The organism is Jannaschia sp. Os4, assembly GCF_016820245.1.
Classification (GTDB): Bacteria; Pseudomonadota; Alphaproteobacteria; order Rhodobacterales; family Rhodobacteraceae; genus Jannaschia.
In genome coordinates this window covers 17245-31366 of sequence record NZ_JAFCAR010000009.1, presented here as the reverse complement: position 1 = coordinate 31366, position 14122 = coordinate 17245, and the positions used below count along the sequence as shown (strand labels likewise).

Here is a 14122-nt window from a genome sequence, read left to right as displayed (position 1 = left end):
CATTCGAACCGCCCGTTCGCGCACCTCAGGCGCGTATCTCTTCGATGTCTTCCCCATGGCTCCATCCTCTCACAGTCAGAAGCCTCCGAGAAACTCGGGGCGCTTCAGGGCAATCTTTGCGAACAAGAACGAATGGGCGAACGAGACGCGAGGGTCCGCGTTTCGTCGGGCCGTTCCCATTCTTGGGGGGCGAACTCGCGCATCACGCGACAACCTTGGTGGCGGCGGCTGGAGGGATGTCAGCCACACCTGGTTTCGCAACGGCCGAGGTGCGTTTCAGTACGCTATGTACCAGCAAACCATGGACGACATGGTGCCGGAAATCAGGCCGGCGTGGCTCACATGCCCGATCTTGGATGCCCTGATCTGGATACGGAGCGTGCGAGGCCATCGTGGCGACCCCACCCTCGGCTACGGCATGCAGGCCTTCGTGGACAATCGAGATGGCGCGGGGATGGTTGGCGAACGAGGCGACGATGAGCCGTCGAGGAACATCCCCGCCGCAGCCGCCTCGGCAATTTACGAGGTGGGTCCGATAGGAGCTGTCGATCAGACAGTAGATGCCGTTATGCGAGACATGGCCGGGGCATTCGGAAACGAACTCAACGATAGGAAGTTCTCTATTCGGTGGAGCGATCACGATAGGAGTTCTTGATATTTTGCCGGTCTATGAGCCATGAAGCATCGCCCTCTATCAATTCGTGCCATGGCCTTAGTCAATCGAGCACTTCGGCAAGCGTTTCCCGATAATGCGGGACAGCGATGTATGTATGCGACTTACGCTCTTGCAGCTCTCCTGAGAGACGGGACGTATGAGGCAACAGTCATCGGCGGTGACTTTGCTGCGCTCGTGCCAAGTCGCAGAAGCTCTGGTGCGGCATTTCATGGTTTTGGGGGCAGCACGGATCTTGGAACTGCGTCCCATTATTGGGTTGAATCCGAAGGTCGCCTTCTAGACTCCAGTACAGTGTTACTTCCATTAACTGCAGCGAAACCGATCGAGGCTCCACCCGCAGTCTATTGGCCTCTGAATACCGATTTACCTCGCTACCTTCGCTACAGACCCCAAATGCGAGTGGCCCCAAATGCAACGTTCAGCGCAATTCAAGAACAATGCGAAAAGGCAGAACGCTTCACCAGCGATTGCCGCCGGCGCATGTCTGCAACGAAAGGAGTAGGATACGCCAAACTTCCAGTCGTGGATGGACCAAACTATGCTCGTCGCAATGCTCAAAGAAACGCTTGGGCGAACGCCGCGTGGCGCTACGAGCACTCGACCCATCTAAGTGACCCTCCGTTTTAGAGAATGACTATTCTTTAAAGCGGCCATAGAAAACAAGAGATTAATTGTTTTGAGACCCGTATTGCTCTCACGCAGAAATATTTTTGAACGCTGCCCGATTGACCGCCTGCTTAAATGGAGCCGCACCAAAGCGCCGAGCTCTTTTATCGACATTTGATCTGGCTCGGCAGGAACGCAGAGGCTTGGAACAGCCGATCAGCTACGGGTTGGCCATCGTCCTTTCACGCTCTACCGCGCGCCCCTCGAGCAGGAAGAGGTGGTTTACCGCAAGCAGCTCGATCAGCGCCTGCTGCTCGTCCACCTCGCCCTCGCGATGCACGCGAGCATTTCGGTAGGCCGAGTAGGTCCCGACAAACAGGTTGACCCGACCGACCACCTCACCCGACGATAGGTCCCGCCAAGTCAGGGGACCATCGGGCCTATTGAACGCTACGGGAAAGAGCTTGCTCGCCGGCATGTCGTTCGGATCAATTCCGTTCGCGAGTAGGCGCTCGGCGATGATGGTTTCCAGTTTTCGAAACGCCTTCATGAGGGCCGCATCGGGATCGACCCAGAAGTCGACGGCAAGATCGAACAGCCGCGGGTCGAGGACGGCGTAGGGAATGGACGCCTGGCTTGCATGCCATGCGCTTCCCTCAGGAGCAAACGATGTCACGTAAGGGTGGACATAGTCATAGACGTCCGGTCCGTACGTCGGCCGTGTACTCTCGATCTGGCGGAGGTCGTCAGTGGTCAGCACACATCGATCCAGCCGATCCAGGAGATCTATCGATACATGTATCTCGCCGACCATGATCCGGTGAAGGTCGAGGAGATGAAGGCTCCGACCGAGACCGCGCGGCCCCTCTCCTGGGTAGCCCGACGTGAAGCCGGTCCGGATTGCGACGGGGCCGTCATCGGTCGCAAGTAGAAGGCCATGCCGGGCATCGTGGCCCTTACGGCACGTCAGGAGTCGCGCGTCTTCGATACGCGGATCGTGCAGGAGCAGACGTTCGACAGCCCGTACACAGGAAGCCGTCGTATTGGGAGATCCGTGATATTCGATCGAGGTGAGCATCTGCATCACCGTAAGACTGTAGCTCTCGTAATGCGACCAGTACCAAGCATCATCCCGACTGAGGTCCGGCCCGACGACCCGAACATGTGCCTTATGTCGACCGATAGCGGTCGAGCCGCAGACGTATTTCCGCTCTGGGCAGGCGACAGCGCGGATGCGCGGAAAGAGCCGTCAAGCCGTCATTGAGCTCTTTGCTCGAGCAGACCTCATGCACTTCCAACTCGTCGAAAAGCCAGAGGACGCCGTGCATGGGAAGTCGCGCGCGCCGGGCAAGTGCGCGCAGCTGACCGTCGCCGGTCAGGAGCGTCCAGCCACGCTCGCGTGCAAGGCTGAAGGCATAGGCATCCGGCAAGGAAAGCGCGCCGTTGTGCCGCCGCACTTGCGCGGCCAACTGTACCTCTGCCCCTGAAAGATCTTCGATCTGCAGTCCACGTGCGACGAGGTCGTCGCCACCATGGGGGGCCAACTCTTGGTCGAAGAGAAGATCGGGCACCACGAAATCGTGCGGCAACGCGAAAAGGCGCGCCGTCAGACCGGCGCGCTCGATGTCGATGAGCACGGAGGTGTCGGAGACGAGGATCGGCATCGCGCCGTTATGCCACGGCGTCGAGCTCCTTCTCCAGCCCGCGAACGGTCATTCCAAGCAGTTCGGCCGCGCGGGGCTCCCCAATAAGCCCCTCGGAAAGCGCACGGAAACACAGTCGACGGAATCGCATCGGCTCTTCGCGTTCGGGATCGAAGGCCTCCGGTTCCTCGTAGGGTTCTGCCCGCCAGCCATAGCGGTCGTAGAGATCGAAGAGATCGCGGTAGAGCGACCGATTTATGATCTCGAGGTCCTTGCAGCGGTACGTGAGCGCCTGAAGGCTGACGCCGTAGCGGCGCTTCAGCACGCGAAGCTCGCCCAAGCTGATCTCCTTGCGCCGCTGGCCGATCTCTTGGCGCAGCACCTCGCCCGGCACTAGGAAGGCGCCAGCAAAACGGTTTGCGACCTTCTCAGAATCGACGCCGTCGGCCACATCCAGGACCAAATGCGCCAGTTCGTGCGCGAGACTGAACCGCTTACGTTCGGACCAAGCACCCTTAGCGATCATAATGATGGGTACCGGCGGATGACCATCACGCTCGACCCTCGCCGCGAGCCCATCGACCCGTGGGGAGTCAACCGACACGATCTTAATTCCATGCTCCTCCAGTAGCTCAGCGAGCTTCGGTACAGGATCGCCACCGAGATCCCATTCGTGGCGCAGCGCATCAGCGGCGCCATCCGCCTGCTCGACGGACGCGATTTTGAACGCGGGGGAGCTCGGCGGCACCCAGTGCAACGTGGGCAGGCGCAGCATTTCCTCGACAAGGAGATAACGTTCGATGAAGGCGAGCGTTCTGGCCTCGATCGCAGCGGCCTCCTTGCGCGAGGTCGAAGCCGGCTTGCGAAATTCGACCCCCTCGAGCTGCAGGTCACCGTCTCCGAGCAGGTAATCGATTTCGACATCGAGAGCCTGCGCGAGTGCGGAGAGCACAGAGGAGCGCGGCATGTCCTCGTCGCGCTCGTACTTACCGATGGCTTGCGCAGAAACCTTGCGATCCATCGTTTCCGCCAAGGCACGCAGCGACAGACCGGCTGCCGTGCGCGCGGACTTCAAACGTCGTCCGATCATGGTCGTCTCTCCCTACAGGTTACATTCATGCGCACAGTCCACGATTTTGTAAACCGGAGACCTTGCGGCACATAGTCCGGCCGCCTAGGTTTACAATCGAGTTGTGAACAGAGTGTTCCGTAAACCGGGCGGGAATGAGTTAGTGCGGAGTCAAGAGGCAGAGAAAGTAGGGCTATGGGTTCGGCGTGTCCTGAGCATCGACGGCGGCGGCATCCGCGGCATCGAACCGGCGGCGTTCCTTGCCACGCTGGAGAAGGACCTCGACGAGCCGATCGGATCGTATTTCGATCTGATCGCTGGAACTTCGACAGGCGGCATCCTTGCCATCGGGCTCGCGATGGGCCTGCGCGCGTCCGAGCTCCTCGACCTCTACGAGACCCGTGGGCCGATCATCTTCCGGGAAGGACCGGAACGCGGGGCCGGCCGGAGATGGTTGCGAGAGAAGGCACGGACGTTCGGTCGCCAGTTCTTCCGCCCAAAGCATGATGCGGAGGTGCTTCGGACCGCGCTGCACGGCGTCCTCGGTGATCGGATACTCGGCGATGCTCGCACGCGCCTCATAATTCCGGCTTGGGACGCGGATCGCCGCAGCGTCTACATATACAAGACGGCGCATCACCCACGGCTGAAGACGGACTACCGCAAGCCAGCGCTCGACGCGGCCATGGCGACCGCGGCCGCACCGACCTACTTCGCGCGGCATCGCACCGTCGATGCGACCGGCCTCCTCGACGGAGGCGTCTGGGCAAACAACCCGATCGGCGTGGCGGCGGTGGAAGCGACGACGCTGCTCGGTTGGCCGGGCGAGGACCTGCGCATCCTAAGCCTCGGCTGCGGCGAGGAGGTCTACCTCTTCAACGATGCGGCCGGCTTCAAGGATCTCGGGATCAGCGGACTGACGCGACTATTGATGGATGGTCAGTCCAGAGGTGCCATGGGCATGGCAAAGCTGCTCACTGGGCACCCCCACCAGGGCAATACGATCCATCGCTACGCGACGCCCGTGCCAGCGAACTTCTTCAGTCTCGACGACGCGACCAAGATCGACCGCCTCAAGGGACTCGGCGTCTCCGCCGCACGACAAGCGCAGCCGATCCTCGAGCCCGTATTCTTCGCGGCCCCAGCTGCCCCTTTCGAGCCGTACCACCCCATCTCAGCCGCAAAGGGTCACGCAGCATGAACGCCCCGTTCCGCCCACTCACCCCGCAGGACCGCCTCCGGCGTGTGGAACTCTATCGCCTTCTTGTTGAGATCTGCGAGGACCTTGCGCCGACGAAGGAGCAGTTCGAACGTGCCTGCTCCGCCTACGAGGCTGTGGCGACGTGGATCGTCAGCTCCGACGACCCGCTGCTGGCGTCTACACTGGTCTACCTGCATGGCAGCGGCGGTCTCGGCACGACCATCAAGCCCATTGGCCGGATGGAGTTCGACATCGATCTGATCTGCCTCCTGCTTGGCGTAAGCCGCAGCACGGACCCCGCGGCGGTCAAGGCGGCGGTCGGGAGGCGGCTTCGCGAGCATGGCCGCTACGCGCACATGCTCCAGGAGAAGAAGCGCTGCTGGCGCCTCAACTATGCAGGCGAGTTCCACCTCGATCTGTCGCCGACGATCGCGAACATCCTCTGCCCAAACGGAGGGGAACTGGTGCCGGACAGAGCTTTGTCATCGTGGCATCCGACGAACCCGCGGGGGTATCGCAAGCTCTTCGAAAGGCGGGCCGCGCTGACCCCTCAGATCGTCAAGCGCTTCGCCGAGTCGCAGAACCGCGCCGAGGCCGAGCCGTTTCCGGCCACGCTCACGCTCGAGAACGTATTGAACCGCATCGTGCAGATCCTGAAGCGCCATCGCGACGTGCACTTCCTGGACGTCCGCGAGGATGTTGCTCCGATCTCGATCATCATCACGACACTCACGATGAGAGCCTACGAAGCCGTCGTTCTGCGGGAGGTCTATGAGGACGAGCTCGATGTGCTGATCGCCACGGTCCGAGCGATGCCCCTGTTCATCGAACGCCCGTTGATCGATGGCCGCCCGGCCTACGCGGTCTGGAACGAGACGACGCAGGGCGAGAACTTCGCGGACAGGTGGAACCGTGAGCCCGAACGGGCGGAAGCGTTCTTCGGCTGGCATGCAAAGGCGCTGGAAGATCTGGAGGTCCTTCGAGACACCTCTGGGCTAGACCGGGTCCGCAATCGCATGGAGGCAGGCTTCGGTCAGGCGGGGGTTCGCGTGATGAGCCGCCATCAGGATCGGTTGACCGAGGCTCGGAAGTCGGGACAACTTTGGCTCGCCCCGTCGGCGGGACTCATCACGACCCCGGCCCCAGCATCGACGCCGGTCCAATCCAACACCTTCTTCGGCGACTGAGATGCGCACGGCGTGGGAACGCAAGGTGCTGACGCTCGCGCAACAGCACCTGTTCCTGCGGACAAATCCTCTCCTCATCGGGGCAGACGGACGACTGACAGCAACCGAACTAGTCTGGAAGTTCGACGCCTGCCCGGACGCGCTATCTCGCACCTACCGGCTGCGCCTTCACTACTCACGGGACGCGGCGCCGTCCGTCACCGTCGTGAGCCATGACCTCCGCGAGCTGAGTGGAGGACGGACGCCGCCGCACCTCTACCACAACCCAGATCGCCTCTGCCTATACCTGCCAGGCACCGAAGAATGGGACGGCACGCGGCGCCTGGACCAGACGATCGTACCATGGTCGTTCTTGTGGCTCGCCTACTTCGAGCACTGGCTGGCGACGAATGAATGGGGCGGGGGTGGGCAGCACCCAGACCCGAACGCCCCCTGCACCGGGAACAGGGAGGAGCGCCGTAAGTTTGCAGCGCAAGATCGCTAGCGGATTGTTAGGCGAGAAATTGTGTGAGCCTTCGCCGCGCCGCAGCGCCCGGGTTCTACCTCAAGGTCCGCTTCGGGCCGCTAGCGGCTCTCCGCCCTTCCGTGCGAAGCCTCGATGTCCTCCGCCATCACGGTAAGGGAGATGCCGAGTTCCCTGGCCAGTCCCACCATCACGCTGAGCGTGGGCTGTCGCCGGCGAGTCTCGAGCAGCGAGATGTAGCTCGTGGATAGGCCCGCGCGATAGGCAAGTTCTTCCTGCGACAGCCCCTGTGCGCGCCGACGGCTCTGGAGGGTGCGCGCGAAAGCGTCGATGGCTGCGTCGTCTCTGCGGTCCATCCCGGAGGGTATTCGGCCGGTTGATCCGCACGGCTAACGACTATAGTCACAAACGACTATAGTCACTTCGAGGCGCGACGCCTCGCGCACGAACGGACCGCCCCCATGCCCAGACGATACGCCTGCCTTTCCCTCGGAACGGCCCTTGCCTTGATCCTCGCAGTCTCGTCTGCGACTGCGGACGAACCCATCGTTGGCCCGACTGACGAGGTGCGCATATTGCTTCTGTCGAGGCTCTCCGGGGAGGTGCCGAACTTCGAAGCGTTGGCACGAGCGAGTCCTACGGTCAGATCGGCGGACGAGTTCGACAGGGCGGATGCCGTCGCCGCGGAGGTCGCCCGGCTCAATGAGCTCTGGTCGGACTTCGACGAGGAGACGGCGATTCAGATCAACCTGCGAGGGCGTCTTGGGGAGTACGATGCCGGGGCAGGGGGCTTTCCGCTCGACGTCTTTGCGCCCGGTACCTTCGTTGGGGGATCGACGCCGATTACTTACCGCAATGCTTCGGATGCACGGATCTTCCCGGTGCCTAGCGATCAGGGACGGGACGTAGTAGCGCAGACGGATGCGGGTCTTCGCGGCGTGACGGTCTCGGTAACGCTCGACCGGCTGGCGCCGTCGGTCGTCCGGGCCGGTGCCATCGAAGGACGGATCGCGGAAGTCGTCGTCACGGGTGCCGTCGGCGACGAACTCGGTCGCTACACGCCGACCTTCCGGGAGTTGCCCGATGACAATGGCGGTGATCTGGACGCGGATGCCGTCGCCGGGTCGATTGGGGAGACGCTATCGATCCCGGTGGCCGGTTCGACGTGGGCCGAGATCCTCCCCTTCCTGGAAGCCCAGCCCTTCGTCTTCGGTACGGGAGGTAACTTCTCCGGGGTCTTGTTCTCGATCATTGATGGAGAACTGAAAACCCAGCGGCCTCTCGATCAATACCGCGACCTGACGCTGGCCTTTGGCCCTACCGAGGAGGCTGCGCGGACGGCGTTCCAGCAGGGCACACGACGGTCGTTCGGCTTCGACGCACCCCGGCCTTTCGGCGCGTTGGACTGCTCGACGCCGGGCGTCGTGGATCGGTGCGGCCTCCTCCACCTGGAAAAAGTTGGAGACGTCGACATCTTGGTCGAAGCGGTCACGGCCGCGGAGCTGACCGGTGTGCGATACGATACCGAGGCCGCGACCGCCCCGTTCGACCCGGCGGCGATCGCGTCGATGGACCGTATCGAGACCCTCGTCGGCTATCAGGAGCAGGAACTCGGCGGGCCGGGTACGACGTCGGCGGCCGCGCATCTGTACTATGCGGGCGATCTGACGAACACGCCTATCCCGCTGCACGACCCCCGTGCGGGATACTCGGACCGCATCTCCGCGAAGTCGATGTTGTGGGTCGTAGACGGGCAGGGGGACCGCACGATCTACGTCACGCGGTCCAGCCTGCCTTAGCCAGCGGTCATCCAACGTTGGCTGATCTGTGGGGGAGTAGTTGTTCCTATTGCAACTCCGCTTCTCTTCCGGTCGGGCCTCTTGGCCATCCGTCCCTCCCGGTGACCGCACGCCAGAGCATTGCGACATACCGGTCATGCGGCTCCGCATCGTCGAGGACGTGCTCGTCGTCGCGTTGCCAATGCGGCCCGTGCTCGATCCAATGGACGTGGATCTGCGCCGCGAGATCATCCTCGTTCGTTGGACAGAGCGACGCGATGACGTCGACGTGGCGGCGCAGGAGCGCGTAGATGACGTCGCTTCGGTTGCGGGCGGCTCGGGTGTCGTCTGATAGGGTGGCGAGCCAAGCTCGGCGCGTCCTCATCTACGCGCGGTAGCGGGCAGCGATCGCCGTGGAGGGCGCGGGGAAGGGCGTCGTCATTGGAGCCTCCCGCGCTGGGTCTCGGGCGGCCATGCTGCGACGACCGCCGCAAGCCGATCCGCCAGGTCCCGCGCGCGGAGGTCGCGCGCGGCGCCGAGGAGGATCGTCGGGGCTTGAACCATCGACTCCCGCGCTTGAACGTCGGTGAGGGGTGGCAGGATCCGACCGCGGAAAGAGACCGCCGGTACGATGTGAGACCGCGGTCCGAGCCGGTACCACCGTGACCGGGTCCGCGCGTGGCCCGCGTCAGGATCGCACCAGACCGTCTGCGATGTCACGATGGCGGTCTCTGGGAGGATCGGATGGCCCGCAACGAGCCCCGCGATCGCCGGGAACGGCCCGCGCGCGGCATAGGACCAGTTAGCCATGATGGGCGCGTCCTTCAGGTCTGCCGGTTCGGGGCCGCCGCGGACGACGTCCTCGAATGCCGGAAGCAGCGCGGCGATCTCGCGGAGGATGATGTCGGGACGGGGTCCTCTGGATGTATCGGTCATCGAATGGTCCTTCAGTGAAGTGTGGCTGCGAGGTGCGGGGAGCTCGCTACGGTGTCGTCGCCGACGCTGCGGAGCGGCGCGGTCAGTTCCGCCAACCGCATCGGGCTCAGCTCGCGCTCGGACCGAAGCGCGTGCGCGATGCGGAGCACGTCGCTGCGGTGCGCCGACACGATCTCCCGCGCTCGACGGTCCGCCGCGGCCAGCCGCAGTTCGAGCTTCCGTCGAACGCCAAGGGGCAGCTCGCATCGTCTCGCGCGCGGGACGGGCGTGTTCAGCCGACTCCCCTCCAGTCCCCACTCGGTCTCCGCCCGCAGCGCGAGGTCCGTCGCGCGGTCGAGGTCCGATCCCTCGCCCAACCCGGCCCCATGGCTGACCCTGCCGAGGAGGACTCCCTCGGCTGCCCGTCCGGCGAGGAGCGCCACGAGCCGGGTGTCGACTGTGTCGGACGTCATGAGCGCGGGCATCGCGACCTCCACCTCGCCGCCACGATGGGTCAGCCGGGCGGGGCCGGAGAGCGGCAGACCCAAGACGGCCGCGACGATGACATGGCCCGCCTCATGGACGGCGGTGGCATGCACGGTCGCCGCGTCGTGGGCCGGGGCGATCTCATGGGCGGCATGGGCTAGGTCGTCCGCGTTCAGGGCGTCGCCGCGTCGTCGAGCCATCCCGGCCGCGAGCCGGACCACGGCGGCCGCATCGGCGCCGGAACGTCCGACGAGGTTGCTGGCCACGGATCGAATATCGATCTCTGCGGTGCCGCCGCCGATCGCGGTTTCGACGTGGGACCGTAGGATGGCCTCGATCCCGGCGCGGTCCGGTAGATCGAGAGGCAGGTGCCGATCGAAGCGACCTGCGCGCACGATCGCCGGATCCACCCGGTCGGGATGGTTCGTAGCGCCGATGACGGCAACGCCGGGTGTCGCGTGCAATCGGGACAACTGTTCCAGCAGCCCGTTGACGACTGCGGCCATGTACCGGCCGTTCCGCGCGCGTGGATCGCGCGTCCCGAAGCTGTCCAACTCGTCCAGGAAGAAGACGCTTGGGGTGCGAGCGATCGCCTCTTCCACCCTGTCGGACATCGCCGCGAGGTAGTCCCCCATGTGGCCGTACCGTTGACAGTCCGCGAAGGAGGTGGAGACGAAGGTCGCATCCGCCGACCCCGCGATACACGCAGCGGCAAGGGTCTTGCCCGTGCCGGGCGGCCCGGCGAAGAGCAGACTTGGCGAGACGTTCGTCCATGCAAGGCGACCGGCCTTCCAGGCGCGCAGATCGGCGGCGAGGCCGTCTAGTGCGTTGCGAACCCGGGGCGGCACGTGGAGGTCGGAGAGGGTCGGACCGGAGGGCCGCGGCAGAGCCTCGGCGAAGGCGGCAAGTTGACGGGCGGCGCGAAGAGGCGAGGTCTCCGCCAGAGCCCGGCGCCACAGAGCATGGGGGAGGGCGTCGAGCGCCTGCGCTGGTGGGAGCGCCGCACGGATCGCGTCCTCGGACAGCTGGCCCGTGGTCGAGTGCGTCGCGCGGAGGAGCTCGACGACGTCGGAATCGCCGAGGATTGGCCATTTGACCTCGCGGCTGACCACGGCGCGCGCGGCGGTGGTGAGGTCGTCGAGGCCACCGACGATCACGATAGCGGGGAGACCACGACCGACCGTGTCGTCGAGCTGCGCCACCGATCGGGACGGACGCCGAGAGCCGCGTGCGACCTGCGCCGTCTCCTCGCCGGGCATGAGGACGCGCGGGAGAGCGTCAGGTTCGGGTGCCCGCAAGCCGACCGCCCGGGACCCGGCTCGCAGGAAGGCCGGCATGAGCGCGGAGAGGTCGTCCATGACCGTCTCACGCGCCGCCCGCATCGGTACGGTCACGACCGTCAGCGCACCGGGGGCCATCGCGGCATCTATCGCCTCCGGGCCGTCGAAGATCCGAGCGAGGCGGCATGTCACGAGGAGGCCGGCCACCGGCGGCGTGGGTGACGGGGCGACGCCGTCGATGCCGGCGGCGCAGGGGTCATCGCCACGGGCGAGGCAGGCGGCGATCTCCTCCGGGTCCATCTCGTCGGCGAGGGGCGGGACGGTGCCAGAATGGGCCATAGTGACCGCAAGCGGGACGGAGGGCGGCGAAGCCTTCTCGGCAGCATCGATGCCGCGCTCCAGTTCCTCGATGGAGAGGCCGTCGATCGGGTCGGCGTCAGATGCACCGACCGTGGCGTGGCGCAGGACGAGATCGCGGAGAGTAGCGCGTAGGATGCGGGCATGCGGAGAGACGGCGCCCGCGGACGCTTCGGAAAAATTGGACATGGGGAGGTCCCTAAAGGTGGGGGTCAGGCGGCTCGTGGAGCCGCGACGTCGGAGGCATCGGCCGTCAAGTCGATGCCGATGCCTATGAGCGCTTCTTCCAAGGATGCTCGCGGGTCGGCCCGCAGTCCCGGGATCGCCCGGGTCGGAATGCGCAGATCGGAACGCATCTCGTGCGTGAAGAGGACCGCATCGTCGGCGAGGCAGACGAGGGCCAAGATGTCGAAGGCGTCGACGTCGTAGGCGCGCACGCCTCCCGGACCGTTTCGGTAGCCCTTTCCGATGCTGAACGTGTAGCCGCCATCTCGGGGCGTGCCGCAGGTCTTCACTTGAATGCGGGCCAGCCCACCCGGCGTGTAGACCAGCCGGTCGGACGCGAGGTTGCCCGGCACCGGCATCGGAAGAAGGCCATGGCGCATCAGGAGGCTGTCGACGAGCGCCTCACCGGCCGTCCCGACCAGCACCGCGTTCGCGCAGATCGTCTCGCCTCGGACGTTCGGGAAGTTCCAGAGGGATTGCGCGGCCACGACAGGTACGGGCACGCGCGGCAGGTCGAGACCCGCCAGGGAAAGCTGGACGGCCATGAGGGGCCTCCTTCGAGGATGTCGGGAGCCGGCCGCGGAACCGGTCCGCGGCCGTAGGGCAGGCGCTGGAAACGGGATCAGGCCGCGGGGGCGAAGTCGCCTGTCGGATCGCAGGCCGTCGCGTCGTCGGGCAGGAAGGCCGACTGGATCACCGACGCCCGGTACATCCAAGGAAGCAGGTCGCCGAGAAGCTTCTCCTCGGGACCGGTGGGAGCGACGTAGGTCCGCAGGACCATCGTGTCGGTCACCAGCCTGAAGAGCGCCGCTTTGTCGTCCACGCCTGTCAGCGAGAGCATCGCGACGATGCGCGTGGCGGTCTCCGTGAGGGGGCCTGGGCCAGCTTCGCGATGGGCACGGACGAAAGCGCAGGTTGCCGCTTCGGCCGCGCACCAGGCGTCGACGGCTGCGTCCTGCGCGGTACCGAGATCGACGTCGCTGGAGCCTTCGTCTAGCGCGACCGTGTCGAGGCGTTCTTCGCGAAGGACAGCCGTGCGCAGTGTCGAGACGATGCGCTCGAAGCCGGAGATGGTGAACGGTGTGGGTTCTGCGTCCGACGCAGTGCGGGTATGGGTGGCCTCAGCCATGGTGCGATCCTCCTGAGATCGTGTCGTGGTCAGGGTGGCGTCGGGGGTAGGAGCCCGGCGTCATCCGCGACGCTATTGCAATACCAGTATCACTATGTCAACAGGTTTTCGTGCGGCGGCCTCCGTTCTTTGGTGGGCCGTATCCGACTGAGGATTTGCGATCATGGCACCACCCAAGAGAAACACCCATCAAGTAATGCTACGCGTCCATCAGACGGTGCTCGACGCGCTCGATGACCTGATCGCAGGAGCCGACGACGAACCGTCCCGTCCGGAGATGATCCGCCGGATCCTGACGCGGCACCTGCGCGGGCAGGGGTACGACATCCAGGACAACGACGCTGCGGTGGAGCTCCGGAAGGGCGACTGACCGGGTGCGGAGCAGATCACGGTCCCCGAGCGCCTCGCATGGGCATGTACGGTCGGCCCGGACGGACGCCTGCTCGGGTTGTGTATTGAGATATGTGATCTTCGACCTCCGCCCGCGCTCAGGTCTAGTTCCTCATCATTCGTTGGTGGCCGGCTGACGACTCGCATCCTGTAGTTCCAAGAGGTCGGAACGCCTTGTGTCGTTGAGATCCGATGCCTTCAACGCCTCCTCCGGCTGCCTTCTCTTCACCTCAGTTGTCCACATCCCAAGTAGTGCAACTCCTTCTTCACTGACCTCGCCATCCTCCATTCTCCAGCTTGTTGAACGACATTCCGTCGTCCGCACAGCGAGTGGCCTGATCCGGGGCCGGTAGGAGAAACGATGACGAGACGACGCCCGAGGGGCGCGGCCCCGACAAAGCCGCGGCGCATCCACCTCACGGATCGCGAATGGAAGGCCATCGGCGCGGCGGCGTCGGCTCGGGCGGTGTCCCGGTCTCGCTATGTGGCCGAGGCCGCGCTCCGCGCGCCGGTCTCGTCCGGCCCCGAGGCGATCGAGCTCGTCGACGAGATGCGCCTTGCCATGGACGGTGTCTCGAACTTGCTCGCCTCGGTCATCGAGGGGGCTCCGCCGGTCGATGCGCTGCGTGTCTGCGGCGCGCTCGACCGGATCGACGACCGTCTGATCCGGACGCTGGACGCCGTATCGGGGCGGGGTGGATGATCCAGGTTTGGTCG

General features: G+C 64.8%; 15 protein-coding genes. 7 read left to right on the top strand and 8 right to left on the bottom strand.

Going from position 1 to position 14122, the window contains the following annotated elements; translation table 11 throughout:
- On the top strand, window positions 1–655 hold a 655-nt coding region (locus JQC91_RS18070), incomplete at its 5' end, for a hypothetical protein (protein WP_238941696.1).
- A gap of 847 nt (window positions 656–1502) precedes the next feature.
- On the opposite strand, the gene JQC91_RS17875 is transcribed toward JQC91_RS18070, so the two are convergent.
- From JQC91_RS17875 to JQC91_RS17865, 3 genes are all read right to left on the bottom strand, one after another.
- Complete coding sequence (locus JQC91_RS17875; protein WP_203289001.1) at window positions 1503–2366, bottom strand: hypothetical protein; 864 nt, start codon at window positions 2364–2366, stop codon at window positions 1503–1505.
- Window positions 2367–2451: 85 nt separating this feature from the next.
- Window positions 2452–2946 (bottom strand): PIN domain-containing protein, encoded by a 495-nt coding sequence (locus JQC91_RS17870; protein WP_203288999.1) that lies wholly within the window; start codon window positions 2944–2946, stop codon window positions 2452–2454.
- Window positions 2947–2953: 7 nt separating this feature from the next.
- Window positions 2954–4015 (bottom strand): XRE family transcriptional regulator, encoded by a 1062-nt coding sequence (locus JQC91_RS17865; RefSeq protein ID WP_203288997.1) that lies wholly within the window; start codon window positions 4013–4015, stop codon window positions 2954–2956.
- A 103-nt stretch (window positions 4016–4118) separates the two neighbouring features.
- On the opposite strand from JQC91_RS17865, the gene JQC91_RS17860 reads away from it, so the two are divergent.
- Together JQC91_RS17860 and JQC91_RS17855 are read left to right on the top strand one after the other, a co-directional pair.
- The gene (locus tag JQC91_RS17860) at window positions 4119–5195 is read left to right on the top strand and encodes a CBASS cGAMP-activated phospholipase (protein WP_343070015.1); all 1077 of its coding nucleotides are present in this window, start codon (window positions 4119–4121) and stop codon (window positions 5193–5195) included.
- Entirely contained in the window at window positions 5192–6382 is a 1191-nt protein-coding gene (locus JQC91_RS17855; protein WP_203288996.1) for a nucleotidyltransferase, read from the top strand. Before JQC91_RS17860 ends, JQC91_RS17855 begins: the two co-directional genes overlap by 4 nt.
- Before the next feature lie 564 nt (window positions 6383–6946).
- Here JQC91_RS17855 and JQC91_RS17850 read toward each other — a convergent pair.
- The gene (locus tag JQC91_RS17850; RefSeq protein ID WP_203288995.1) at window positions 6947–7201 is read right to left on the bottom strand and encodes a helix-turn-helix transcriptional regulator; all 255 of its coding nucleotides are present in this window, start codon (window positions 7199–7201) and stop codon (window positions 6947–6949) included.
- A gap of 105 nt (window positions 7202–7306) precedes the next feature.
- Between JQC91_RS17850 and JQC91_RS17845 the strand changes: the two genes are divergently transcribed.
- Both JQC91_RS17845 and JQC91_RS17840 read left to right on the top strand, forming a co-directional pair.
- Window positions 7307–8644, top strand: a complete 1338-nt coding sequence (locus JQC91_RS17845) for a hypothetical protein (RefSeq protein WP_203288994.1) — start codon at window positions 7307–7309, stop codon at window positions 8642–8644.
- Between the two features lie 136 nt (window positions 8645–8780).
- A complete protein-coding gene (locus tag JQC91_RS17840) occupies window positions 8781–8975 on the top strand; it encodes a hypothetical protein (RefSeq protein WP_203288993.1) in 195 nt (64 codons plus the stop codon).
- Window positions 8976–9061: 86 nt separating this feature from the next.
- Here JQC91_RS17840 and JQC91_RS17835 read toward each other — a convergent pair whose 3' ends face one another.
- The 4 genes from JQC91_RS17835 to JQC91_RS17820 form a co-directional block, all read right to left on the bottom strand.
- Window positions 9062–9559, bottom strand: a complete 498-nt coding sequence (locus JQC91_RS17835) for a DUF6634 family protein (protein ID WP_203288992.1) — start codon at window positions 9557–9559, stop codon at window positions 9062–9064.
- An 11-nt stretch (window positions 9560–9570) separates the two neighbouring features.
- Complete coding sequence (locus JQC91_RS17830; RefSeq protein WP_203288991.1) at window positions 9571–11850, bottom strand: AAA family ATPase; 2280 nt, start codon at window positions 11848–11850, stop codon at window positions 9571–9573.
- A gap of 23 nt (window positions 11851–11873) precedes the next feature.
- Window positions 11874–12431, bottom strand: coding sequence for a hypothetical protein (locus JQC91_RS17825; protein ID WP_203288990.1), 558 nt, complete (start codon window positions 12429–12431; stop codon window positions 11874–11876).
- Window positions 12432–12508: 77 nt separating this feature from the next.
- Window positions 12509–13015: a hypothetical protein gene (locus JQC91_RS17820; protein ID WP_203288988.1), complete on the bottom strand. Its 507-nt coding sequence runs from the start codon at window positions 13013–13015 to the stop codon at window positions 12509–12511.
- A gap of 217 nt (window positions 13016–13232) precedes the next feature.
- On the opposite strand from JQC91_RS17820, the gene JQC91_RS17815 reads away from it, so the two are divergent.
- Window positions 13233–13385 carry a hypothetical protein gene (locus tag JQC91_RS17815; RefSeq protein WP_238941693.1) on the top strand — a complete coding sequence of 51 codons (153 nt, stop codon included), beginning with the start codon at window positions 13233–13235 and terminating at the stop codon, window positions 13383–13385.
- Window positions 13386–13766: 381 nt separating this feature from the next.
- A complete protein-coding gene (locus JQC91_RS17810; protein ID WP_203288984.1) occupies window positions 13767–14108 on the top strand; it encodes a hypothetical protein in 342 nt (113 codons plus the stop codon).
- Window positions 14109–14122 lie beyond the last annotated feature (14 nt).